The organism is Solibacillus faecavium (assembly GCF_014836905.1).
In the GTDB taxonomy this organism is placed as follows: domain Bacteria; phylum Bacillota; class Bacilli; order Bacillales_A; family Planococcaceae; genus Solibacillus; species Solibacillus faecavium.
In genome coordinates this window covers 17,699-42,513 of the sequence record NZ_JACSPZ010000011.1, presented here as the reverse complement: position 1 = coordinate 42,513, position 24,815 = coordinate 17,699, and the positions used below count along the sequence as shown (strand labels likewise).

Sequence of the window (24,815 nt, the reverse complement as noted above, 5' to 3'; positions counted from 1 at the left end):
CTCCTTTGTTTTTTATATTTTTAGTGCGACAATACTTAATTTGTTCCATTTCCTCACCTATACTACATTCCCACGGCTATGCCCCAATATAAGCTTTGCGAATATCATCATTATTAAATAGTTCTTTACTATTCCCTTGTAGAACTAATATGCCGTTCTCTATTACGTAGCCACGGCTAGCAATTTTCAGTGCAGCATTGGCATTTTGTTCAGCAAGTAACACGGTCGTTCCATTTCTATTAATCGACTGTATAACACAAAACATTTGCTCGACTATTAACGGAGCAAGCCCTATGGAAGGTTCATCGAGCATAATTAGTTTTGGCTTTGCCATTAAAGCTCTACCAATCGCCAACATTTGCTGCTGTCCTCCACTTAAGGAACCAGCTGCATCATCTTTTTTCTCTTTTAAAATTGGGAATAAATCATAAGTTTCTTCCAAAGACTGTTTTAATTGTGCTTTTTTCCGTCGATGGACAAAGCCACCCATCATCAAATTTTCCTGAACAGACATCTCAGAAAACAGCTTTTTTCCTTCGGCACATTGAACAATACCGGTCTTTACGATCCGATCTGGGGCAGCTCCGCTTATACTGTTTCCATTAAACTGAATGTCACCTGAAGTCATTTTGTTCAAGCCGCTAATTGTTTTAAATAGCGTGCTTTTCCCTGCCCCATTCGCGCCAAGTAATACAACTAACTCGCCTTCATGCACTTCTAAATTAATGTTTTTTAATGCTTCAAAACCACCAAACTTTATTGTCACATCAGATAACTTCAGCAGATGATTCACCCCCTAAATACGCTTCGATTACAGTTGGGTTATTTTGAATTTCCTCTGGTGTACCTTGTGCTATTTTCGCACCATGGTTTAGCACCATAATATTATCTGCAAGTCCCATAATCATCTGCATCTTATGTTCAATCGTACATACAGTAATGCCGCTATCAACGATTTTCTTCATTAATTCTGCCAAGCCTTCTGTTTCACCAGGATTGATTCCTGCTGCAGGCTCATCAAGGAAAATAACTTTTGGGCCTGTAGCAAGTGCAAGCGCAATGGCCACTCGTTTTTTTGACTCCTGTGAAATCGTCGATACAGGACTGTCAGCCAAATTTGCTAAGCCTACGAAATCCAGTACTTCAATTGCTCTTTCAAATGCTTCCTTTTCCTCACGCTTTTCTCTTTTCGTTCGAAGAATAGCATCAAAAAGCTTCGATTTGGTACGTAAGCGATAGCCTACTATAATATTGTCAATGACTGACGACGTATCAAATAGATGAGTAGTTTGGAATGTACGGGCAATACCTAGTCTCGCTACAATATGAGGCGGTGTTTTAGTAATATCCTTACCTTCAAACGTAATTGACCCGGATGTTGGTTGATGGAAGCCACTAATCAAATTAAAAAAAGTCGATTTACCGGCTCCATTTGGTCCGATAATTGCGGTAATTTTTCCTTGTTCAATCTCAAAATCAACTTCGTCCACTGCAGTTAAACCACCAAATCTTTTCGTGAGGCCTTCTAGTTTAATAAATGTCATCATTAAACCTCCCTACTTTTCATATCCGTTGATTCACTATTCGTTGTATATGACTTGCTACTCTCTTTTTTTCTAGTCCGAAAATATCCCCTTAAGGACTGAATAGCTCCTACGATCCCTCTAGGGTAGAAAATAACGATTAATGTTAATATTGGTCCAAAAATCAACATCCGATGTTCTTGGAAGCTTTGTAAATATTGCTCCAGCCATACAAAAAGCATCGTCCCTATAATCGGTCCCGTAAGCGTTCCAATCCCACCAACGATTAAATACATTAAAAATGTAAATACCATTGTAGTCCCTGCAATTTCAGGTCCAATAAATCGAACAAGTGAAGCGTATAATCCGCCTGCCAGTCCTGCAAAAGATACCGAAATGACAAAAGATACTAGTTTATTTAATTTTGTATTAATTCCTAGAGTTTGTGCTAGCTCCTCACTATTACGAATCGCATTATACGTTCTTCCTGTTAAAGAATGAACAATTCTTACAGTGACAAAAATAGAAAGGAGGAGAAAAAATAACACTAAATAATACATGGCGATCGATGAAGAAAATTCAATGGGACCAATTGCATTTGGTATTGGGATGCCAATTAATCCCCTTACGCCACCCGTTAAACCTTCCCATTTATAAATTAATAAATAGATTAAATAACCTGCTATTAACGTATAAATGGCAAAAAAGTGCTCTTTCGTTCGTAGTGCAATGATGCCTAAAGCAAAACCAATTCCCATTGTAATAAGAACAGCTAACAATAATGCCAACCAAAAATTAAGACCCGCTTTAGTAGTTAACACCCCTACGGAATAGGCTCCAATGGCAAAAAAACCTGCGTGTGCCAAGGAGAGCTGCCCTGTATAACCAGCTAAAATGTTCATTCCATAAATGGCGATAATATAAATAAAGGCGAGTGTCATAATATATAAAACATATTTATTATCTGAAAAGGCCAGAGGGAAAAGAAGGGATAAAATGAGTACTGCGATAATTCCATTACGTTTATTCAGTACTTTACTCATTAATAAACCCCCTTCGCAAACAGACCTTTAGGGCGCACCGTCATAATAATAATTAGTAGTAAAAAGGCGATCATATCCTTATAATCATTCGAAATATACGTAGCTCCCAAGCTCTCTGTAATACCAAGAATTAATCCGCCAATGATAGCGCCTGGAACGCTACCCATCCCCCCTATAATGACGACGACAAATGCTTTCAAAATAACAATATGTCCCATGGCCGGGAATACAAGATTAATCGGAGAAGAAATAGATGCCGCAATTGCAGCTAATGCTCCTGAGATAGCAAATGTCATCATCGCTACTGCATTCGCATTGATCCCTACTAAAAAGGCTCCTTCACGATTTTGCGCCATCGCAATAATTGACGCTCCAATCATTGTTTTCTTTAAAAAAAGCTGCAATAAAATCACCACAACGACCGCCACTACAATAACCAAAATTCTTTGATACGATGTGGCTATTCCAAAAATTGTAACAGAGTCACCATATGGAGTAATCATTCGTTGGTAGTCGTTGCCCCATATAAGGCTAACAAGTGCATCGAAAAACAATACCATACCAATGGCTGCTATTTTGTCATGAATAGCAGGAGCATTCCTTAACGGATTAAAAACCAATCGTTCCATTAAAATCGCTATTAATGCAACGCTAATCATAGAGATGATGATAGCTACAAAATAATGGACACCTAGCCCTTTCATTGCCATTAAAGTGAGATACCCACCAATTAAGTACAGCGCTCCATGGGCAAAATTTGGAACATGTAAAATACCAAATACGAGAGTAAGTCCAATCGCAACAAGAATGTAAACGCTTCCAAGGGTGAGTCCATTAAACAATTGCTGCAGTAATAATTCCATATTTATCCCCCTTCGTATTGTAAGATGAAATTTGGCTTACTCTAACGTGTGGTAATTAAATATTCTTCAAGGGCCTTCCTTAATTCCATTGGTATTTCAATTGAATGCTGATCTTGAAAGTTATAACAAACAATAACTGAACTTCCATTAGCTATAAGAGCACCCGTATGTGCATCTTTAATTTCATGTTCAAGTGTATAGCTTTTTGTTCCGATATTTGATACGCCTGTTGATACTCTCAGTATTTGGCTTGCATATGATTGTTTAATGAAGTTACTTTCAAGACGTGCTACGATAAAATTAAAATTCTTTCGATCTTTCCCGCTAAATTTAATCGCTTCAAAAAATTTGGTACGTGCTTCTTCATAATAAAGAAAATAACTCGTATTACTCACATGACCTCCAGCATCCGTCTCACAATACCGTACATAAATATCAACATCCGGGATAGTTTTCATATATTTTCTTCTCCTTCATTTACGATTTTTATTATGTGAAAGAATTGACTACCCCTCTCGTTCAATGATCGTCGCAATTCCTTGCCCGCCACCGATACATGCAGTAATGAGTGCATATCTTCCGCCTGACCGCTTTAATTCGTAAATTGCTTTTGTCATTAAAATAGCACCCGTGGCACCTAGAGGATGTCCATGTGCAATTGCCCCACCGTTGACATTTACTTTTTGCGCGTCCATGTTTAGTTCCTTATCACAAGCAAGAACTTGTGAAGCAAACGCTTCGTTTATTTCTATCAAATCCATATCCTCTAAAGTTAAGCCAGCCTTCTCTAATACTTTTTTTGTTGCAGGTACTGGTCCGATTCCCATAATATTTGGATCAACCCCGGCAACTGCCTGTGCTCGAACGACTGCTAAAGGAGTTATTCCTAACTGATTTGCTTTTTCTCGAGACATTATAACAACGACTGAGGCAGCATCATTTAAACCTGAACTACTACCTGCAGTAACAGTACCACCATTCAAAAATACGGCCGGTAATTTTTCTAATCCTTCTTTGGTCGTTTCTGGACGAGGATGTTCATCCACTTTAAATTCAATTGGTTCACCTTTTCGAGTAGGTATATAAATCGGTACAATTTGCTCTTCAAATCGGCCTTCTTCCATCGCTCTAGCCATCTTTTGTTGGCTTTGTAGAGAAAATGCATCTTGTTCTTCCCTACTAATGTTATATTTCTCAACTAAGTTTTCCGCTGTAATCCCCATAGGTGGGTCACCAATTTCTTTTGGAGCTAATTGAGACTTTCGGAAGCGAGGAAGTGTAGGGCTATAAGCTTTTTCTGGACGGTCCATTAAATAAGGAGCACGGCTCATACTCTCCACTCCACCTGCTACAAAAATATCTCCATCGCCTGCCCAAATTGCCTGCGCAGCTAGATTAATCGCATTAATGCCAGACCCACATTGACGGTCTACAGTTAACCCGGGCATTCCAGTAAATAAACCTGTTTGCAAAGCTGTTAATCTAGCAATATTCCCACCACCACTTAGTACATTGCCTAAAATAACGTCATCAACCATATCAGCCGTAACATTTGCACGCTTTAGCGCCTCTTTCATCACTTCTGCTCCAAAAACATGAGCAGGAATAGATGCAAGTGCGCCACCTTGCCTGCCGATTGCTGTTCTTACTGCGGAAACAATTACAGCCTCTCTCACACATTCATCCTCCCTTTTAATTCATCTGAAAATTCAGAAATATTATGACATAAAAATTTTACAGATCCATTCATAACTTCCTTTTGGTGTTGATTGATTGCTGCAACTTCAAACACCATTTCACTTGAATGATGGTCCTGTAAAGTTGCCTTTAGTGTAATGCGGTCATCTATAAATACCATGCCTTTAAAGCGGATGGCGAAATCTTGAATAAAACCTTCCTCAACGTAAGGTGTAAATAACTTTGCTAAATTACCCATCGTCCACATTCCATGCGCTATAATGCCTGGTAAACCTGCTTTCTTCGCCTCATCATCAATTGTATGAATAGGATTGAAGTCACCAGATGCGCCTGCATATTTAATCAAGTCAAGTCTATTCACCGGTTGAATTTCAATAGAAGGTAATGAATCGCCTGGCTTTAAGTTCGTAATATATATCAAGCACCCATCCCCTTTCTCACTGCTTCATTAATGATGAGAATACGATCTTCGCTGAAAATTAGGTTTTGATCTATATCTAAGCCCTCACGACGAATTACTAAAAAGCCCATTCTTCCATTACTCCCAGTTTTCTCATAGTAATCTTTCACTTCTGTAGAGCAATATAGTTCTTCTCCAACAAAAATAGGCCGTTCATAATGAAAGATTTGCTCTCCATGAATGAGTCCCTTTGCCGGTAGTTTTAAATTTGGAATCGTACCAAAATCAAGTGTAACTGGAAAGGTAGGTGGCGCAATATTTCGTTTATATCTTGAATTTTTCCCTGCTTCCTCGTCATAATAAATCGGAGCAAGATCATTAATGGCCTCTGCAAATTTTTTAACAGCACCTCGCTCAACTGTGTTTTTAATCACAGTTGAGCGTGTTCCAATTGCTTCTTTAAACACTTAATCCCTCTTTTCTTTAAGTTCTTGGTCCTCCAGCAACATAAATAATTTGCCCACTTACAAAAGATGATTTTTCATCAGCAAAAAATAGGACTGCATTTGCAATATCTTCTGGTTTTCCGCTTCGTCCAACCGGAATTGCCTTAGTAGTAAATTCAACAAACTGATCAAAAGGAACGCCCATTCTTTCAGCAGTTGCTTTTGTCATATCTGTTTCAATAAAGCCTGGTGCAACAGCATTTACGGTTACACCATATCGACCTAGCTCTATTGCTAACGTCTTAGTTAATCCTTGTAAGCCAGCTTTTGCCGTCGAATAATTCGCCTGTCCGCGATTACCTAAAGCAGAAGTGGATGACAAGTTAATAATTCGGCCGTAATTTTGCTTCGTCATATAAGCTTGAGCAGCTCGAGAGGCGTAGAATGCACCTGTTAAATGAACATTCATAACCGTTAACCAATCTTCATCCGTCATTTTAAATACTAAGTTATCTCGAATAACGCCCGCATTGTTTACTAATATATCAATCGAGCCGAACATTTCATAGACTTCTTTCATCGCCAACTCAACATCTTCACGATTGGCAACACTTCCGACTTTTGTATAAACTGAATAGCCCGCTTCTCTTAATTCACTAGCTGCACCTTCTAACGCTTCTTCATTCACATCAATAATTGCGACATTAGCCCCTTCTTGTGCGAATTGCTCAACAATCGCTCTTCCGATTCCTCTGCTGCCACCTGTTACAAATGCTGTTTTTCCTTCAAATCTTTGTCCCACGACTATTCCTTCTTTCTCTATAAAAGTTTTTTTGATTTCATCGCTCATTAATAGAGTTAAACATATTGGCCAACCTTAACGTTTCCTTTTAAGAGATTTCTTGAAATGATCATACGTTGTATTTCGTCCGTACCATCATAAATTCTCCAAAGTCTTGCTTCACGGTACCAGCGTTCAATCGGTAACTCTCTCGTATAGCCCATTCCACCATGAATTTGCAGTACTCGGTCTACTACTCTATTGCCCATATTGGCACCATACAATTTTGCCATTGATGCCAAGTGGCGGTTATCCTCTCCATGATCGAGGGTAAAGGCTGCATTAAGCACAAGCCATCTCGCTGCTTCAATTTCAACCGCTGAGTCGGCAATCGGCCATTGAATCGCTTGATTGTCTGCAATTGGTTTTCCAAATGTTTTACGTTCCTTCGAGTAATCGATCGCCATTTGTAGTAGGCGTTCTGCCATTCCAACTGCTCGAGCACCTACAACCCATCGTGCAAAGCCAATCCATTCTAAACCTAATTTATAACCACCGTTAACCTCACCTAAAATATTTTCTTCTGGAACACGAACATTATCAAAGACTAAACCAGCCGGTCCCCATTCACCCATCGTGTCGATATACTCTGATTTCCAGCCCATATCACGGTCTACGATGAAGCAAGTTACACCATCTCGACCAGTTTTTTTATGGAGCTCTTTATCAGTTATCGCAATAACCATTACGAAATCTGCTTCATTACCACCTGTAATAAACGTTTTTTCACCATTTAAGACCCACTCATTGCCATCTTTCACGGCTGTCATTTTAATGTTTCTTGTGTCGGACCCTGCATCTGGCTCTGTGATAGCAAAGCACGATTTTTTGTCACCATTTATCGTAGGAATTAAGTACTTTTCCTTTTGGTAGTCGTTTCCATAATAAAGAATATTGTCTGCTGAACCGCCAAAACTAAAAGGGACAAATGTTTTCGAGATTTCCATTAAAACGAGCGCCATCATCATTTGGCCAAGGTCAGCACCACCATATTCTTCTGGCGTATTAATACCCCAAAATCCAAATTCTTTCGCCTTTAAGCGTAGCTCTTTTAATTTTTCATTTGAAAGACCCGGTTTCCCTTCACGCTCGTTTTTCAGCACTTCATTTTCAAGAGGGATTAATTCCTCTTTCACAAATTTGCGGATAGTTTCCTGCACCATTTTTTGTTCATCAGTTAATCGTAAATACATATAATCACACTTCCGTTTCCATTAGATTTATATTAAACATGATCACTTTGAGCATTGAATTGCGTTATTAAATTTCTTTTCAGTATTTTGCCAACAGCCGTTTTCGGTAACTCTTTAACGAATTGAATTTCTCTAGGAACCTTATATGCAGACAATTGAGTACGACAGAAATCAATGAGTTGGTCAGACGTTACATCCTGGCCTTCCTTCAGTACTACAATTGCTTTAATTGTCTCGCCGCGATATTCATGTGGAATACCTATAACCGCGACTTCAAGTACGGCTGGATGCTTATAAAGAATATTTTCAACCTCGATCGGATAAACGTTATACCCGCTCGCGATAATCATTTCTTTTTTACGTCCAACAATAAAGAAGAAGCCGTCCTCATCCATTTTTGCTAAATCCCCTGTATATAGCCAACCATTCCGTACCGCGATATTTGTTTCTTCAGGTCTGTTCCAGTAACCTTTCATCACCTGAGGACCCCTAATTACTAATTCTCCCACCTCTCCAACGGCAAGGGTTTGTTCTCCAGTTGCAATATCTACTATTCTCGCATCCGTGTTTGGTATCGGAATGCCAATACTCCCCTTTTTTTGCAATCCATCAACAGGATTCCGGTGCGTAACAGGTGAAGCTTCAGATAGCCCATAACCTTCAGCAACTGAAGTACCGCTTATCTCGTTGAATTGATTAATAATCTCTATTGGTAAAGGTGCCGATCCACTCGAACATATATTAAAACAGCTCAGATCAAATTTTCTGACATTGTAATAATTTACGAGTGCAATGTACATCGTTGGAACGCCCGGAAATGAGGTTGGCTTCGTTTTTTCAATAATGTCAATGACTTGCTCCACATCAAATTTAGGCACCAAAATCAAATTGCTGCCGAGATAGAACGTGACAGACATAGCACTCGTCATTCCATATACATGAAACAATGGCGATATAGTTAAAACACGCTCTTCCCCTTTTTTCACCTTAACAGTAGAAGTCGCTTCACTTTGAAGTGTGTTAGCAACGATATTAAAGTGGGTTAGCATTGCCCCTTTTGGTGTTCCGGTAGTTCCTCCCGTATATTGCAAAACTGCAACATCTTCAACTGGATTAATTTCTACCGTTTGTAATTCGCCCTCATCTTCTATTAATAATTCATCTGGCAAGTAAGCGCTTTCTACAGAAACCGGGTAAACTTCTTGAATCGGTGTTTGCGCTCTAATTGCCTCTATTAAAGGTAGTAATTGATCCATTACAATGATTGCCTTTGCCCCAGAATCATTTAAAATATGGATTAATTCTGAAGCTTGATACATTGGATTTACTTGAACTACAATTCCACCACATGCTAGTATGCTGTAAAAACTTACAGGGTATTGAGGACAATTCGGAAGCATAATTGCAACCCGATCCCCTTTGCCAACACCACTTTTTGATAGACCTTTCGCAGCCTTTTTAATGTTATCGCTCAGTTCCTGATACGAGAAAGTTTTTCCATAAAACGTTATAGCCGTATGGTTTGAATAGGTTGCTACCGATTCATCTAACAGCTGCGGAAGCGAAATAATCGGTATTTCAATTTCTTTCGGATTTCCGGGTACAACATGCTCTAACCAAGGTCTCTCCACATTTGTTTTGCTTTGCGTCATAATGATCCACCCCCATCAATAGCTATTACTTGCCCTGTAATATAATCACTTGCTCTTCCCGCGAACAATATTGCTGTAGCCTTTAACGAATTCGTATCTCCCAGTTTATTCATTGGGTTTTTTTCCTTAATACGATCGCCGCTTCGTTCAAGAATATGTTTGGTCATCGTCGTTTCGAAAAATCCAGGCGCAATGGCATTGACAGTCACACCATACTCCGCCCATTTACGTGCTAAATCCTTTGTAAAGTGATGTATTGCAGCTTTACTCGTGCTGTAACCAATGGCGTTTAACACTTCAGCAGGCTCCGCTTTTAAACCTGCGACAGAGCCAATATTAATGATTTTCCCGTATCCTTTTTCAATCATGTGATTGCCTACTGCTTTCGACATAAGGAAGGTGCCGGTAACATTGACGTTTAACACTTTTTGCCATGCTTCAAGGGGCATCTTCTCAGCCTTTTCTCCCCAAGTAGCTCCGCTATTGTTTACTAAAATATCAATTTGACCAAAATCCGATAAAACTTCATTTACAGTACTAATGACGTTTTCTTCGTTACCAACATCACATACATAAGCTCTTGCTTGCACCGAATACTTATTTTGGATATAGTCTACGGTTTCTTGGCAATTGCTTAATTTACGAGAACAAATCGCAATATTGGCACCATGCTCTGCAAATGCTTCTGCGATATCCCTCCCTAATCCTCTTCCTCCACCTGTAATAAGAGCTGTACGTCCACTTAAGTCAAACAAAGATTGATCCATATATTCGCTCCCATCTCATAAAAATCAATAAATACTAATCGGTTAGTATGTCGTGCGTAAATAAAAACAATTTTTTTAGGGTGTAAGAATTAACTTTCCAACTGTTTTTCTTCCTTGAATTAATTGGTGAACTAATGAAGCCTCTTCTAATCTATAAATACCGCCGATTGTTAATTTAAGATCTCCGCTATCAACGAAATTCAGTAATTCTGTAAAGCTACGTTGGTATAACTCTGGTTGACTCATGATTTGTGGGAGGAAGAAACCAATAACAGAATGGTTACGACGCATAAGCTGGGCTGCATCAAGTGTTGACATTTCACCACTCGCTCTTCCAAATATCACTAAACGTCCGAATGGTGCTAGGCATTTAAATGTCTTTTCAAAAATATCTCCGCCTACCATTTCAAGTGCGATATCGACACCTTTTCCTCCAGTAAATTCACGTACCTTTTCTTCCCATCCTGATTCCGTATAATTGACAAGGTAATCTGCACCCAAATTTTTTGCATGTAAAAGTTTTTCCTCAGTACTAGCTGTTGCAATAACTTTGCCCGCGCCAAATAATTTTGCTAACTGTACCGCAAGTGCGCCTACACCGCCTGCAGCTGCATGGACAAGAACAGTTTCACCTTTTTCCAGACGCCCCATTGTCTTTAAAATGTGGTACGCTGTTTGACCTTGTAAAGGTAGGGCTACAGCATCCGAGTATTCAACACCATTTGGTATTTCTGTAAGGACCATTTCAGGAACGCTAACAAATTGTGCATAAGCCCCTGACTCTATAAGTGACACAACACGCATACCAGGCTTTAATCTTTTTACATGTTTCCCAACCGCAACTACTTCACCTGCTACCTCTGCACCCGGTATAAACGGCAGTTTTGTCGGAACAACATACTTTCCTTCTCTTCTAGCAGTATCTGCATAATTTACTCCAATAGCTTTTACTTCTACTAAAACCTCTTGATCACCAATTACAGGCCTTTCAATATCTATGAAATTTAAAACATCAGGCCCTCCATATTCAGTGAATTGAATCGCTTTCATTGTTTTGGCATGAACTGTTGACATATAATACCTCCGATTTAAATACTTTATTACTTTTGTAAACTTATTCCGTACAACACAAAGTCCACATATTTCTCAGCTAACTCTTCAACCGACACTTCTCCCTCGGGATTAAACCAGTTATAACTCCAATTCGTAACTCCTAAAATGGCCAAGGCAATCATTTTAGGATCGATACTTTCTCGAAACTCACCCGATTTAATTCCTTCACTTAATACATCTACAATATTCAGGCGAAACTCTTCTCTTTTTTTCTTAACTTTTTTGGCATTCTCTGGTGTTAAATTCCGCATTTCTCGGAAATAAACGCGACCATTCGCCCTTTGATTTTTAATATCTAAAATAACAAGTGATACAATGCCAATAATCTTTTCGCGACAATTTTTCGTGCTGTCAATGATTACTTTTTGTCGAGTTAATAAGTCATCAATATACCTTAGGTGAATCTCCATCAGCAGAATTTCTTTACTCGTAAAATAATAATAAAAAGTACCTTTCGTAACGCCTAGTGCATCTACAATGTCTTGTATAGATGTTTCGCTAAATCCTTTTTCCTGAAAAAGCTTAATGCTTTGTTTTGTTATTTTTTCTTTCAACTTAACAACAAACCCTTTCTCTCTATTTACGTTACTTAAGTTCCAAGGTACTCTCTTCTTTCACCCAATTCTTCTAATACTGACCGACCAGTATTCTCCAGGATATTTAGTTATATGATTGAAAAGTTGAAAATATTACTATATTTTTATCTATTTATAAATTTTATTGAAAGAATTAATTTAAAACATTGTACATGCTTAAAATATTAATATTAAGAGAAAAAAAATAGCTTATGAAAATCAAAATGATTTCATAAGCTATTTTCTCTTATTAATTTTGTAGCGTTAATACGCCGTCTTCCATGCGGTACACTTTATCACAAAACTCTAGCATACGCTCATCATGGGTTACCATAACGGCTGCTTTATTACGTTCTTTAACTTCATATCGAATTTGTTTCACTACTTCAAATGCACGGTTAGAGTCTAAACTTGCTGTCGGTTCATCTGCCAAAATTACGTTAGAGTTGTTAACAAATGCACGAGCAATCGCAACACGTTGACGTTCTCCCCCTGATAATTCATTCGGGAATTTCGATAATTTTTGACCTAAACCTAAGTCTTTTAGTAACGCTTTCGCAAATTTCACTTCTTTAGTAGTTACTTTGCCTTTCATCTTACATACAAGCAGCAATTGATCCAATACATTTAAATACGGAATTAAGTTTGACGTTTGTAAGATGAAGCCGATGTCTGTTAAACGGAATGAAGAAAGTTCTTTTTCTTTCATTTGCCCAATATTTGTATCATTTACTAATACTTCACCTTTAGAAGGTTGCAATAGTGCACCAGCAATCGATAACAATGTACTTTTACCTGATCCGGATGGACCAATAATAGCGATGAATTCACCAGGAGTTACAGATAGTGAAACATTTTTTAATGCATCAACTGTTGAGTCGCCTTCTTTAAATGATTTTGTAACATTTTTTAATACTAAACCAGTCATTTATTCCACTCTCCCAATCGCTGTTAATGGATCGATTTTCGTTACTTGACGAGCTGAAATCACGGAACCTAAAACAGAAACAATTAATAAGACAACGGCATAAATTAGTACCATTTTAAAGTCTAAGTTAAATGGCATTCCTTCTGGGAAGACTAAAGCCGTTAAATATGTCAATCCGATACCAGCGATAATGCTTCCAAATGATAAGACAAATACTTGTGAGATAATTGAATTTTTGATAAAACGGTCTGAAGCACCAATTGCTTTCATAACGCCGAATTGTTGTGTTTTTTGTAAAATGAATACGTAGAAGAATACAGCGATAATTACTGCTGAGATGGCAAATAAGAACGCCAGCATCATATAAATTGTTGCACTTTCTTCTTTATAACCAGGCATACCCATAATAGCGTCTGATTTTGTTACCGTTTCAATTGCATCATAGTTGCTTGCAATCGCATCTGCATCTACATTTTCACCTTGTAGCGCAATCATGGCTACTGGGCTTTTTAAGCCATTGTCTGAGCCAGGTGCTGCGAATGCATAGCTTTGCCAAGTTTCAACGTTTGCAAAGACTGTTGGTAAATGGTTAAAAGTTTCACCTTTTGTAATACCAACAACCTCTAACGTAATGTCAGAAGATGTTACTTCGAATTTATCACCAATTGAATAGCCTTTATCTGCTAAAGATTCGTCGATAACGACACCGAATAAATTGTCTTTTGAAAGCTGTTTACCTTCAATTACTTTTGGCTCGATGAATTTCCCTGGTTCAATCCCTAAAAAGGCTACGTCTTCATTTACTTTAGAGTCTGTAATCTTAGGGTTGTGTATGATAATTGTAGATTGTCCAAATTTCGCTGCTTCTTTGACACCGTATTTACCTTCGATATCATCTGCAATTGCTCCAGACACTTTCGTTTTCATCATCGTTCCTTCAGAACCCTCTTCATAAATGAAAAGATCCCCATCAATATTTTTCATCGTTGCCGCTGCTAATGTTGATAATCCATTACCTAGGCCCGACAAAATAAAAACAAGCCATGCGATTAGCATGATAATAGCGCCAATCATTGCAAAACGTGTTTTTGAATGTTTCATTTCTTTTATTGCTAAAAACATTCTTAGTTCCCCCTATTAATATGTCGAATAGAAATAGATTATACGGAAATAAGTTATCCCTACCTTAAAAACTATCTTTGTATAATAAAACTCTCTTAAAAACCGAAAATAGCTTTATCGAGTTTGGATAAAAAAATTTGCGTTATCTACTTCTCTTACAGAAGTATAGCTCGCCAATATAAACTTTATATAAACTTTTAACATTTAATATGATGATTCTAAAATAGCAACTACAGAAGGATTTCCAGTTTATTCATTATATCGCTATACTTTTAATGCGTTGTATACTTACACTAATACCTTCCTTAATGTAAGTATTTAGCGCGTGATAAATCATAAAAATAACGCTCCCCTGTTATTCAAGAGAGCGTTTGTGTACTTTATTTATTTTTGATGTAAAAAGTTACTTTTCCAATACTTGACGATAATTCATTCTACTTAAATGTTCCCACTCATTATATAAGTCTGCTTCTGAAAGTATCTTCCAAGGATTGAACATCGTTTGCCCATGTTTATTAAAATAGAGCCCTTCTCCGATATAATAAGCAGCATGTTGAATGATGTCATTATCATCCTTCCAAATGATAACGTCCCCTTGTTGCAGTTCTTCATCTAATAACTCCTCGTAATGATATTGGGTTAGCATTTCAAGAAACGTCTTCTAGTGAATCCATTCATATATAAACCACTCTTGTTTCCCTTTTGAAATAGCAAACAAAACTGCCGCTAAACAATTGGCGCCTTGGTGATGACCAAAAGTATTGGCAAACGGTAATAGAAAATGAGGTACTGTCTTTGGTGGCTCCTCACATTCACCTTTATCCCACCATTCAAAAACCATTGTTGTTAATATCTGCTCTTTCATAGACTTATCTAGCTTTTCCCACATGGAGCGCTGAATGACAACGTTTCCCTTTATCACAAAACTTGAAGGTATTTTTTCTATCTCATGTATAAAGGAGACAGGAAGTACAAGCCCTCTTTCACAAAGTACTTGGGAATTTAGAATTAATTGTCTTTGCTCTTCAGGTAACCTTCCAATCCATTCGTTTTCGGCTATAATTACGTATTGGGCATTTTTTATATTCCAATATTCATAACTGTTCCCATAATTTAATTGCCCATATGTATTGTGATTAAAAAACTCATCTATTGGCATTAATAACACGTCTTTAATATCCATTTTATTTAGAATTTCGTTCGATAGAAAAAACAGATCTTTTTCCGGTACATATTTATCTATCCATGAAAGTAAGACTTTTTTTGACGGCTTTATTCTCATTATGTAATCCTCCGAGTTAAACTTTACTACCTTTGTTGACCTATTAATAGAATCACACTCGTTAATTGGTTACTTGTAATCTAAGTTATCTAATTTTCTTTCAAGCAATTAGCGGAGCAAAAAATAAGCGGTGGATTTCCGGTTATTTGGTGGATTCTAAGTATTTCGGGGAAAATAAGGGGAGAATTTCCGCTTATCTACAACAAAACTATGAAATTTTATGTGTTTTTAATAAATAGACGGAATCCCTCCGTCTATTTTGGTTGTTTTTTTCTATATTTTTCAAATAAGCGGATTTTCTCCGTCTATTTTGGTTGTTTTTTTCTATATTTTTCAAATAAGCGGATTTTCTCCGTCTATCTTTGTCGCTTATTCTGATCTCCTCAGCTTTATATAGTTAAACCCTATCCAGTTTTCTTATCGCATGCACCGAATTATCCTGAATAATGCCAGTTTCTACAAAACCTAATGAAGCGTATAATTCTTTAGCTACAACATTATCTTTATGATAAAAAAGGTCTATCTGCTGTGCTTCCCCATTTGGGATCTCCTCAATATCCGCCAACATTTTTTCAAAGGCATGTTTGCCATATCCTTTCCCCTGATACCGCTTATCAATCATAAAATGCCATATGAAATAGGTCTTCTCCCCATAAAAATCTTCATTTTGAAATGATTCATGATCTGTCGTGTCATAAATATACATCAAAAAGCCCACCATATTATCATCAGCATAAATAGCTAATGGAGTCGCTGGTATACCATCAGTGTTTAACATATGAGCGTCTGCGAAACATCTAAGGTTAGTAGTTCCTAATACAAATTCTTTCTGGTTTTCTCCAACATCAAGCGCTATTACTTCATCTATGTTATCCCCGTCTATTTTTCGTAATTCGATCATTTTTTGGCTCCTATCTTTAATCTCATCCGCTCACGAAGAACTAGTGAATTTTCAATTACCTTTCCATAAGGTACATTTTAGCCATCAAATAAGCATGTGCTGTAAACAGTTGTGTGTTAATCTTTTTCTCTTGAATTAACTTTCCCATATCATTAAAATCTATTAATTTAACAGTTACCTCCTCAGTATCATCTAACTTCATTTACATAATAATCATCGATCACAATCCCATTCGGAAGCTCACATTGATCTTTTCTAATATTGCCAAATGGACTTTTATGTATATAATCTGATTTAATTGTTTTCCATTTCCTCATAACAATCCCCCTCTTGCTGACTAGTTAACTATCTAATTTCACAATCTATTCAGATTTTAACATAATTTACCTGAAACAAACTCACACTTACATCAGCAACCTGCGATATCATAAAAATAAATGCCTCAGTCAGAAAATCACAATATGCAAAATAACCAACCAAATTTTGATAGTAGAATTTTTTATCTTATTAGGTTGTAATTGGCAACTAAGTAAATAACAAATGTATAGAAAGGGGGATGAATGAACCTATGATAAAAATAACTATTCCATTATTAGTTTATTCAATTGTTTGTATAGTCGCTGTTATGTTACCAGCTTCTGATGGATATAATACGATAGGTTGGAAGTTGCTAGTTGGACAAATATACGCAATACCCGTCTTGATCATTGCCATTTTAGTCTCTTTATTTCTGAATAAAAGAGTTTCACATAGATAGGAAAAACGTAGATAATATATGTACTAACACTAATTTTCCCCGTTGATTCAATAAGCACCTAAAAATTCGGTAGGAAGTTCTGTTTCTATAACCTTATTGTCGAAAGAAACGCTATAAGCCTTGGCATTAGGCCTTGAGCTCACTATTTTAATAATCCCTTGCTCCGTGTAATGAATAGCAACCCCATCATCTGCAGCAATACCTGATTGTATTTTTTTAGATTCAACAAGTTTGTGAAAAGCAGATCTTCTTTCTACCTCGCCATCGTAATGCGGGCAGTTACTCCCCTGGATCAAGCCCAAACAATTAATTGGTTCAAGTCCATCCCCAAACGAATCTGTAACTCCTTCTTCAAACCAACAAATGGAACCTGCACTTACCCCTGCTAAAATAACACCTTGATCCCATGCTTTTCTTAAAATATTATCTAAACCCCATTCTTTCCATAGAGCTAAAAGATTTTTAGTGTTTCCCCCACCAACATAAATAATGTCTTTTTCTAATATAAAGCTCTCAAGGTCCCTTGTTGGGGGTGCAAATAAAGATAAATGGGATGGCTCACAATCTAGTTGATTAAAAAAGTTATAATACCTTGATATATAATTGTCAGAATCTCCACTTGCAGTAGGGACAAAGCAAATTTGTGGGTTAGCTTTCTTTGCTTGTTTTAATATATAAAGATCTAACATTGGATTATCTGGTTCCATTGAAAATCCCCCACCACCAAGAGCAATAATTTGTCTCATTTACGAAAATCCTTTCTACAGTAAAATGTTCATTAACTCGATTACTTCAAATATTGAAAATCATTATTCTTTATTACTCCACTTTAGAAGCTAAAAAGTTTCTTGTTCAAGAATTTATACTTAATAATAATTTCTCAATAATTTCTTGATCCTCAGGATAAGCATGTATAATATTTGAAATTTCACTGCTATTTATCCAGGAGATTTCTTCAATTTCATCATCAGGATCTTGATATTGAATTGCCCCACCTGTAACTTCACATAAGAAATATTGTGTTGTGACTTTATAATCTTTGATAATGGTGTTTTTCGTATGTAATGCTTTCACTACCTTAGCTTCATAACCCGTTTCTTCTGAAATTTCACGTATACACGTTTCCTTTGCTGTTTCGTCAACCTCTACTTCACCTGAAGGAACACTCCAACTATTTGAATTCTTCGCCCTTACCATTAGTACACTATTATCTTTAATGACAATAGCGGATGCCCCATTCCAAATCTTATATTGCATTAAGGATAAGCTCCATTACCTCACATTATCTTCCATCGCCTTCACATACGAAAAGAACCCACCCCTCACTAAATTCATTACCATAAATTGTAACTTTTTTATCTATTTTATTCAATGATAATAACTAGCTGTACGTGTGGGTCTTAATTATTGCAAAACAACCTGCATACAAAAAAACGAACTTCTATAAAGTCCGCTTGTAGTAGAAAACTATTTACTTGAAATATTCTCTATATGCTGTGATAAAAGCTTCTGGTGAAGATTTCACATTATACGTATATACACCTAGTAACGTGTGTAAATAGAGAATACCACCTTGATTTCCAATTCCCCGAAAAGAAAAATCCGTTACCACCTTAATCGGAAACTCCCTATGCTGCGTAATGACCTTATCCATGTATAAGTAAATAATTCGTTCATGCTCAATTTCAACCTGTTCAATACCTGTTACTTTTCTTTCTACTTTTATATAAGGATGTTGCGCTATCAAGCTCATATGGTCCTCCTAAAACATAGACTTATTCCCATTATCTTATCACAAAAAGAATATTTAGTTCCGATTCACATATCCATCCAAATTATAAAAATCCTATTTCGCAATAAATCGTTCTACTTTGACAATTTGATCCATTGTAATTTTGGGAGTAACACCTTGCATCCATTCATCATTGAAATCACCAGCCCATTCTTTAGGGCGACTTGCAAGCCAATCCATATCAAATAACCTCTCCCATGTATCTTTTACATCTTGTATAGGAAAATCACTTTTTTCAAATTCTTCCCATTCCATTTCATCAAATGTGATTGGACTTTCGTTTAAGATAGTATGCCATTCTTCAAATGGCGACCAAAGAATGCTTTCTTGGGGGATATCTAACTTTAAAATGACGCCTTTTGTTCCCTTTTTAAAAAGTGCCTTTTCATTGCGATTAACTCGACGTTCCCATACCCATATTGGCGGTACCTCGCTTTTATAATTAGGAAGCCGCTTTTCCATTTGCTCCATCATCCACTGATATGCCTCTGGAAACATTGAGTATTTAATATCTCCTGTTAAGTAACCCTGTTCTCGCATTAATTTATAGGCTGATAGTTTTTGTACGGTATAAACAATCATAACTTTCTCCTTTGTATGTAGCTTAATGTTCTATTAGTACTATGTCCATTAATGAAAACGAGCGCTGATCCTTGTTTGCAGAATCGCGCACGTCTAAAAATTTAAAATAATTACCTATATGAATCGTGAGTTGGACTAAACAAGTCTTCTTCTGAATTTCTGACAATTGAAAAATGATCAACGTTATAATGACCGTGAAGTGTAGCATTATGATGTTTTATAATTTGTTCTGCACTTAATACATCATTGCCTACTGTTGAATGGCCATCACCAACTAATGTTACATCAAACCCACTTATAGTTGCTGTCCTCACCGCGCTATCAATACAATGCTGTGTTTCACAGCCCATAATCACAAGGTGTTTAACATGTTGTGATTTTAAATACTCTAAAAGACCCGTTCCATAAAAGGAGTTTGTTGCAGCTTTATCGAAAAACTTTGCTTCAGTGGGAACATTAATTTCATTGTGAATTTGAAATCCATCACCTTTTCCCTCAGCAACATCAAGATCCCTTATAAAAACAACTGGAACATCTGTATCTCTTGCTTTTTCAATCACTTTATTAATATTCCTAACAAGTAGCTCTTTATTGAAAACCGGCTTAACTTTTTGATTACCATCAATTAATTCTTGTTGTGCATCAATAATTAATAATATTTGATTCAAATAATTACCCCTTTCAAATATGTGACGAAATTTAAGTTCCCCCTCATGGCCAATCGTCGCCACCCAATAAGTAGATAATGTACTAAATTTATTGTGATCGGATAATCTGGTTATTTACAAATGCTTTTATAAAGAACAACTCATCATCATTTGGAGTTCTGTTATTTTCGAGCTTGAAGGACTCTATTGCATCTTCTATTGAAGATGATTCAACCGCTTCACTTGCTGCTTTTAACTCTCTCCAAAACGTCGTCATTTCCTCCAAATCGCAAATTGATTCATGACCTAGCAGAAATGCTTCAGCATTATATTTTTGAATGTCTTCAATCATGGGTAATAATAAAGGTTGCTTATATTGGAACAGAGAATTGGTCGTTGTACCATATACACAATCCCCTAAAAAAAGGACTTTTTCATCTGGGATATAAATGATGGTCGCATCGTCTGAATGAGTACTATTAATTTTTTCAAGCACACAAATTTTATTACCTAGATCAAGCGTTAACGTTTTTTCAAAAATTATTTGTGGAGAATTTAATTTAAAGCTATCTCTATTTGGAATTTCTTCTTGAATAATCTCAATACACTTAGCGCTCATCAATTTTGTCCGCGCATATGTTTGTAGTGAACTGTCGTCAAATGTGTAACTTTGCCATGTTTTTAGTAATTCGTTTGTTTGACTATTAACAATAATAGTTGCATCAAATTCATTCATGCCTAGGAAATGGTCCCAATGTGCATGGGTAATTACCGCATATTTCACTGGAGGAACATTTAGCTTCTCAATTTCTAGTATAAATTCCTTTGCATGCTGAGTTGAGTTACCACAGTCTATTATTAGACTGTACTGGTCACCACAAACCAGTCCTAATGTCGGTCGGTCATTTTCATCTTGATTGGGCATATAAAAAATAGTTTCGCTGAATTTATTTAACATGTTATTTCCTCTTTTCTAAATATTAGTAAGATAAAAGAGAAAATCTTCATGTTTATCTTATATTAAATAAAATAAATTAAGATTTTCTCAGATTAATTGTTTACCATTGGACTAGTACCCCCTCTCAAATATGGAAAAGTATAACATTTATAATCATTGTTAGGTAGCCTTAAATAAAAAATGAGCACTGATTCTTGTTAGAGAATCGCGCTCATAAATTTCTTTGGTTCAATTATTTCTTCTTCTTAATTATCTGCTATTATTTTCTTAAGTATTAATTCGTCCTTTAATGGAATTCCGTCATTACCGATTAAAGGGATCGAAGGTTTTAATTTTCGTGCCTTGTTTACAGCATCAGAGTTAACAGAAATAATTCTGTAACCTCTTTTTTGATAAAATTTTAAAGCGTTCAAATTATCATTTGTAGTGATTAAACTTACAATCTGTATTTGTTTTTGTTTTGCTATGTTTTCTATTTTCCCGATTAAGGCAGAGCCAATACCTTTTCCTTCTGTATGGCTATCCAGTGAAATAATTTCTATTTCATTTTCATAACCTTTAATAACGTATGTAACCAAACCAATAATCTCGTTATTTTCTTCAAAAATAAAACCGTTTAATTTTTCGCACTGATAAATACCTGATGAAATGACCATTTCAGAACTACCCCAATGCTCTCTAAAAAATGAAACAACCTTTTCTCTATTTTCTTCATTTATTTCTCTAATGCTCAAGATAATTACCCCATATCCCTATAAAATAATTTAAATTACATATCCAAATTTCAAAAATACAAGAAAAAAAACATCTGAATTAGTAAACCTTTATTAAAAGGCTATCTACTACCAACACTATTCCTCTATAGAGCCCATCACTTTAACGCAGATTACTTGTCTTCTACATTAACCAAATAAATTGCTTTTTCAAACCCTCCACGATTTTCCTTTTTTTGCTGCCGTACTTCATCTAACTCTTCATAAGTCACACCTAATACACTAAGTGCTGTATGTAATAACTCTAATATATCTGCTAATTCTTCAACGCTTTCATGAACAGTTTCTGTTGCACGAAACTCTTTAGCTTCTTCAATCATTTTCTCCTTAACTTCACTTAAAATCTCACTCGGCTCTAGTATTCGAGCATTATAAGCCAGCCCATCTGATTCGATAAACTCTAAAATCTTATCTCTTACTAATTTATTATACACAGGCATTACCTTAGCTCCTTTAAATTATTTGTTCTATTGTACTCGAGAAGAATTTAATATAAGCTTTTATTAACACTATTATATCCATACTCTATCACCTTATATGTCTTATTAATGGATAAGTTCCGATTATTTACATATGTATTTAACTATTCTAATAACGTTTTTAAGTCGTTCTACATATAAGTAGTGGGCATAGGTTGGAAGGAAGGAGTGTTTTTATGGATGGTCTATCGTTTTTAGATGCAAGTCTAATTTATTTATTGTTATTTTCACCGCTCTTAAGCATAATTTTAGTATTGATCTGGACGTCTGCGAATATGAAAAATACTGCTAAAGCTCAACTATTTGGTATTGTCATTTTATTAGTACTAGGGTTTTTCGCTATCAACTCACCTTTACTTTTAATAGTAGAATCAATTGCTATTATTTTATTAGTTGTTTGGATCTTTGCTTATAAGAAATTCTTTCTCAAGGGACAATTCCCTTTCAGTATACTCTTCTTTGCATTACAGGTTGCCTACTATATACTATTCTTTGTATTCATAGGATTAGAATATAATCTAGCAATCATTTTACTTTTACTATGTATCATCCCGATCGTTTCAATGATGCTATTATATCCATGGATATTCGGGAATAAGAAAGTATCTAAAGGTCGAGTACTCATAATCATTGTTTTCATTATACAAGTGATTTATGCAATTTTAAGTATTGTACTTTCGTTAATGGCAAAGTCCAATTAAGTTCTAAATGCAGCATGCCTCCAGTTAATTTAATTGGAGGTTTTTGAATGCTCCTCAATCTTTTCAATATTATTTAAACAACCCTTATTTTATAAACATCATTTCCATAAACTGTATTAAATGTTGAAACTTTTCTTAGCGTTAAACGTAATAAGATTATACGAATTTATATTGAGGTGTTTTCATTGTTAGATATATTGCTCGAATTTATGAATCTACCCGTCACGCTTACGGTATACTCAAGTATTTTACTAAATTTTGCTTTAGTTTATATTCTATTTTCAAAGGGATATTTTACATATTTTGAAATAAGTTACCCGATCTATGATCAGCTCAATACATTAACACAAATCGTAATTAATGAAAATTTGTTTATTACTTCCCCTGTTATCGTTTGGCTACAAAGATCAACGAAAAGATACGAGTACTCCGATGAGGAGGGCGACATCTCTATACTTCCTACAATCATTTAAAGATCGTTACTAGGAGGAAATAGAGTGTTCAAATCAAAAAATTTATTTTTATATATGGGAATTGCATTAAGTGCATTATTCTTATCTGGTTGCCAACAAAGTAATGGCGATGGCACCTTTCAAAAAGTCTTTGTTAATCCGTTTATAAGCAGTTTAGATGGACTTGCTGGAATATTGGGTGATAACTACGGCTTCGCTATTATTATTGTGACGATTATTATTCGACTAATCATTATGCCTTTTATGTTAAAGCAACAGAAGAAGCAGCAGGAAATGAAAGTGAAGATGGCGTTGGCAAAGCCGGAAATAGAAGAAATTCAACGAAAACTTAAAGAAGCAACAAATCTTGAAGAAAAACAGAAGATACAAGCGGATATGATGAAAGTGTATCAAAAGCATGAAATCAATCCTTTAAATATCGGATGTTTGCCACTTCTTATTCAAATGCCTTTCCTAATGGGCTTATACTACGCCATTACGAGTTCAGAAGAAATTGCTACCCATTCATTTTTATGGTTTAGTCTTGGGCAGCCAGATTTATTTGTCACGGCAATAGCAGGATTATTATATTTTGTTCAATTTAAAGTTTCACAATCTGCAATGCCAATCGAACAGCAAAAGCAAACAAGATTTATAGGATTACTGTCACCGATAATGATTGTGATTTTTTCTATTAATGCCCCAGCAGCTCTACCGTTGTATTGGTCAGTCGGCGGACTATGTCTTATCTTACAAGTGCTCCTTGGACAAAGGCTATATCCACCACAAATCATGCAACCGGAAACTAAAGGATAAAAACCATTAACTAAACAAATAAAGTAGATGCTTCACATGTCATATGCTGAAGCATCTACTTTTTAGTTAGTTGCATTAATCTAAATTTTTTTACTACCTACTCTTGGCGTTCTATTACGATATACAACGAATGTCATGATGTTTAACAAGAGTGTAATAACAAGAAGTACTGATCCTGCAACTACCACTCCCCTACTTGTATCCATAAGAGCAGACCAATCTTCAATTTTCACTAAATAGTTATTATATAGTAGTTGAAAGTATAACGAAATAACACAGGCACTAATACTTAGCATAGAAAGAACTGCCCAATTATTATTGTTATGGCTTCGAAAAATATTAACAACAGGAAGTATCCAAGCAATAACCCCTAGCACAAGACTACCAATAGTAAGCCAACCCATTATATAACCCTCCCCTTAAGTTCAAAAGTAAAGAGCAAATTCCACAATAACCCTCTATTTGAAATTCAGACGGTATATTTTGGAAAAGGTTTCAATTTATAGCACAA

33 protein-coding genes are annotated in these 24,815 nt (G+C 36.0%); 3 read left to right on the top strand and 30 right to left on the bottom strand.

Annotated elements, in window-relative coordinates; translation table 11 throughout:
* Positions 1-76: 76 nt before the first annotated feature.
* The 21 genes from H9635_RS17150 to H9635_RS19420 form a co-directional block, all read right to left on the bottom strand.
* Positions 77-784 carry an ABC transporter ATP-binding protein gene (locus H9635_RS17150; RefSeq protein ID WP_191701600.1) on the bottom strand — a complete coding sequence of 236 codons (708 nt, stop codon included), beginning with the start codon at positions 782-784 and terminating at the stop codon, positions 77-79.
* Complete coding sequence (locus H9635_RS17145; protein ID WP_191701525.1) at positions 768-1,544, bottom strand: ABC transporter ATP-binding protein; 777 nt, start codon at positions 1,542-1,544, stop codon at positions 768-770. Before H9635_RS17145 ends, H9635_RS17150 begins: the two co-directional genes overlap by 17 nt.
* Positions 1,545-1,546: 2 nt before the next feature.
* Entirely contained in the window at positions 1,547-2,566 is a 1,020-nt protein-coding gene (locus H9635_RS17140) for a branched-chain amino acid ABC transporter permease (RefSeq protein ID WP_191701524.1), read from the bottom strand.
* A complete protein-coding gene (locus H9635_RS17135; RefSeq protein WP_191701523.1) occupies positions 2,566-3,429 on the bottom strand; it encodes a branched-chain amino acid ABC transporter permease in 864 nt (287 codons plus the stop codon). The genes H9635_RS17140 and H9635_RS17135 overlap by 1 nt, the downstream gene beginning before the upstream one ends.
* A gap of 41 nt (positions 3,430-3,470) precedes the next feature.
* Positions 3,471-3,887, bottom strand: a complete 417-nt coding sequence (locus H9635_RS17130) for an acyl-CoA thioesterase (protein ID WP_191701522.1) — start codon at positions 3,885-3,887, stop codon at positions 3,471-3,473.
* A gap of 48 nt (positions 3,888-3,935) precedes the next feature.
* Positions 3,936-5,105 carry a thiolase family protein gene (locus H9635_RS17125; RefSeq protein ID WP_191701521.1) on the bottom strand — a complete coding sequence of 390 codons (1,170 nt, stop codon included), beginning with the start codon at positions 5,103-5,105 and terminating at the stop codon, positions 3,936-3,938.
* Positions 5,102-5,548, bottom strand: coding sequence for a MaoC/PaaZ C-terminal domain-containing protein (locus H9635_RS17120; RefSeq protein ID WP_191701520.1), 447 nt, complete (start codon positions 5,546-5,548; stop codon positions 5,102-5,104). Before H9635_RS17120 ends, H9635_RS17125 begins: the two co-directional genes overlap by 4 nt.
* Positions 5,545-5,994: a MaoC family dehydratase N-terminal domain-containing protein gene (locus tag H9635_RS17115; RefSeq protein ID WP_191701519.1), complete on the bottom strand. Its 450-nt coding sequence runs from the start codon at positions 5,992-5,994 to the stop codon at positions 5,545-5,547. Before H9635_RS17115 ends, H9635_RS17120 begins: the two co-directional genes overlap by 4 nt.
* A 16-nt stretch (positions 5,995-6,010) precedes the next feature.
* A complete protein-coding gene (locus tag H9635_RS17110; protein WP_191701518.1) occupies positions 6,011-6,775 on the bottom strand; it encodes an SDR family NAD(P)-dependent oxidoreductase in 765 nt (254 codons plus the stop codon).
* A gap of 56 nt (positions 6,776-6,831) precedes the next feature.
* Entirely contained in the window at positions 6,832-8,007 is a 1,176-nt protein-coding gene (locus H9635_RS17105) for an acyl-CoA dehydrogenase family protein (protein ID WP_191701517.1), read from the bottom strand.
* 32 nt (positions 8,008-8,039) lie between these two features.
* Entirely contained in the window at positions 8,040-9,659 is a 1,620-nt protein-coding gene (locus H9635_RS17100; protein WP_191701516.1) for a long-chain-fatty-acid--CoA ligase, read from the bottom strand.
* Positions 9,656-10,426, bottom strand: coding sequence for an SDR family oxidoreductase (locus H9635_RS17095; RefSeq protein WP_191701515.1), 771 nt, complete (start codon positions 10,424-10,426; stop codon positions 9,656-9,658). The genes H9635_RS17100 and H9635_RS17095 overlap by 4 nt, the downstream gene beginning before the upstream one ends.
* Positions 10,427-10,501: 75 nt before the next feature.
* Complete coding sequence (locus H9635_RS17090; protein ID WP_191701599.1) at positions 10,502-11,476, bottom strand: quinone oxidoreductase family protein; 975 nt, start codon at positions 11,474-11,476, stop codon at positions 10,502-10,504.
* Positions 11,477-11,526: 50 nt separating this feature from the next.
* A complete protein-coding gene (locus H9635_RS17085) occupies positions 11,527-12,093 on the bottom strand; it encodes a TetR/AcrR family transcriptional regulator (protein WP_191701514.1) in 567 nt (188 codons plus the stop codon).
* A gap of 271 nt (positions 12,094-12,364) precedes the next feature.
* On the bottom strand, positions 12,365-13,042 hold the full coding sequence (locus H9635_RS17080; protein ID WP_191701513.1) for an ABC transporter ATP-binding protein: 678 nt from the start codon (positions 13,040-13,042) through the stop codon (positions 12,365-12,367).
* On the bottom strand, positions 13,043-14,164 hold the full coding sequence (locus tag H9635_RS17075) for an ABC transporter permease (protein WP_191701512.1): 1,122 nt from the start codon (positions 14,162-14,164) through the stop codon (positions 13,043-13,045).
* A 403-nt stretch (positions 14,165-14,567) separates the two neighbouring features.
* Positions 14,568-14,810 (bottom strand): NlpC/P60 family protein, encoded by a 243-nt coding sequence (locus tag H9635_RS17070; protein ID WP_191701511.1) that lies wholly within the window; start codon positions 14,808-14,810, stop codon positions 14,568-14,570.
* 15 nt (positions 14,811-14,825) lie between these two features.
* Positions 14,826-15,446 (bottom strand): hypothetical protein, encoded by a 621-nt coding sequence (locus H9635_RS17065; protein ID WP_191701510.1) that lies wholly within the window; start codon positions 15,444-15,446, stop codon positions 14,826-14,828.
* 397 nt (positions 15,447-15,843) lie between these two features.
* A complete protein-coding gene (locus H9635_RS17060) occupies positions 15,844-16,347 on the bottom strand; it encodes a GNAT family N-acetyltransferase (RefSeq protein WP_191701509.1) in 504 nt (167 codons plus the stop codon).
* Positions 16,348-16,402: 55 nt separating this feature from the next.
* Entirely contained in the window at positions 16,403-16,549 is a 147-nt protein-coding gene (locus H9635_RS19330; RefSeq protein ID WP_225231374.1) for a hypothetical protein, read from the bottom strand.
* Entirely contained in the window at positions 16,536-16,664 is a 129-nt protein-coding gene (locus tag H9635_RS19420; protein WP_263617300.1) for a hypothetical protein, read from the bottom strand. Before H9635_RS19420 ends, H9635_RS19330 begins: the two co-directional genes overlap by 14 nt.
* Positions 16,665-16,915: 251 nt before the next feature.
* Between H9635_RS19420 and H9635_RS17050 the strand changes: the two genes are divergently transcribed.
* Positions 16,916-17,104, top strand: coding sequence for a DUF4017 family protein (locus H9635_RS17050; protein WP_191701598.1), 189 nt, complete (start codon positions 16,916-16,918; stop codon positions 17,102-17,104).
* 47 nt (positions 17,105-17,151) lie between these two features.
* On the opposite strand, the gene H9635_RS17045 is transcribed toward H9635_RS17050, so the two are convergent.
* From H9635_RS17045 to H9635_RS17010, 8 genes are all read right to left on the bottom strand, one after another.
* Positions 17,152-17,850, bottom strand: a complete 699-nt coding sequence (locus H9635_RS17045; protein WP_191701508.1) for a Type 1 glutamine amidotransferase-like domain-containing protein — start codon at positions 17,848-17,850, stop codon at positions 17,152-17,154.
* Positions 17,851-17,956: 106 nt separating this feature from the next.
* Complete coding sequence (locus tag H9635_RS17040; RefSeq protein ID WP_191701507.1) at positions 17,957-18,361, bottom strand: NUDIX hydrolase; 405 nt, start codon at positions 18,359-18,361, stop codon at positions 17,957-17,959.
* A 214-nt stretch (positions 18,362-18,575) separates the two neighbouring features.
* Complete coding sequence (locus H9635_RS17035) at positions 18,576-18,857, bottom strand: hypothetical protein (RefSeq protein ID WP_191701506.1); 282 nt, start codon at positions 18,855-18,857, stop codon at positions 18,576-18,578.
* Positions 18,858-18,950: 93 nt separating this feature from the next.
* A complete protein-coding gene (locus H9635_RS17030) occupies positions 18,951-19,478 on the bottom strand; it encodes a DUF3841 domain-containing protein (RefSeq protein ID WP_191701505.1) in 528 nt (175 codons plus the stop codon).
* Positions 19,479-19,588: 110 nt separating this feature from the next.
* Entirely contained in the window at positions 19,589-20,146 is a 558-nt protein-coding gene (locus H9635_RS17025) for a cysteine hydrolase family protein (protein WP_191701504.1), read from the bottom strand.
* Between the two features lie 88 nt (positions 20,147-20,234).
* Entirely contained in the window at positions 20,235-21,083 is an 849-nt protein-coding gene (locus H9635_RS17020) for an MBL fold metallo-hydrolase (RefSeq protein WP_191701503.1), read from the bottom strand.
* Between the two features lie 245 nt (positions 21,084-21,328).
* Positions 21,329-21,817 carry a GNAT family N-acetyltransferase gene (locus tag H9635_RS17015; RefSeq protein WP_191701502.1) on the bottom strand — a complete coding sequence of 163 codons (489 nt, stop codon included), beginning with the start codon at positions 21,815-21,817 and terminating at the stop codon, positions 21,329-21,331.
* A 152-nt stretch (positions 21,818-21,969) separates the two neighbouring features.
* On the bottom strand, positions 21,970-22,296 hold the full coding sequence (locus tag H9635_RS17010; protein ID WP_191701501.1) for a nucleoside triphosphate pyrophosphohydrolase: 327 nt from the start codon (positions 22,294-22,296) through the stop codon (positions 21,970-21,972).
* Between the two features lie 215 nt (positions 22,297-22,511).
* Between H9635_RS17010 and H9635_RS17005 the strand changes: the two genes are divergently transcribed.
* Together H9635_RS17005 and yidC are read left to right on the top strand one after the other, a co-directional pair.
* Positions 22,512-23,036, top strand: coding sequence for a hypothetical protein (locus H9635_RS17005; protein ID WP_191701500.1), 525 nt, complete (start codon positions 22,512-22,514; stop codon positions 23,034-23,036).
* Positions 23,037-23,533: 497 nt separating this feature from the next.
* Complete coding sequence (gene yidC, locus H9635_RS17000) at positions 23,534-24,304, top strand: membrane protein insertase YidC (protein ID WP_318245227.1); 771 nt, start codon at positions 23,534-23,536, stop codon at positions 24,302-24,304.
* Between the two features lie 80 nt (positions 24,305-24,384).
* Here yidC and H9635_RS16995 read toward each other — a convergent pair whose 3' ends face one another.
* Positions 24,385-24,708: a hypothetical protein gene (locus H9635_RS16995; RefSeq protein ID WP_225231373.1), complete on the bottom strand. Its 324-nt coding sequence runs from the start codon at positions 24,706-24,708 to the stop codon at positions 24,385-24,387.
* Between the last annotated feature and the right edge of the window lie 107 nt (positions 24,709-24,815).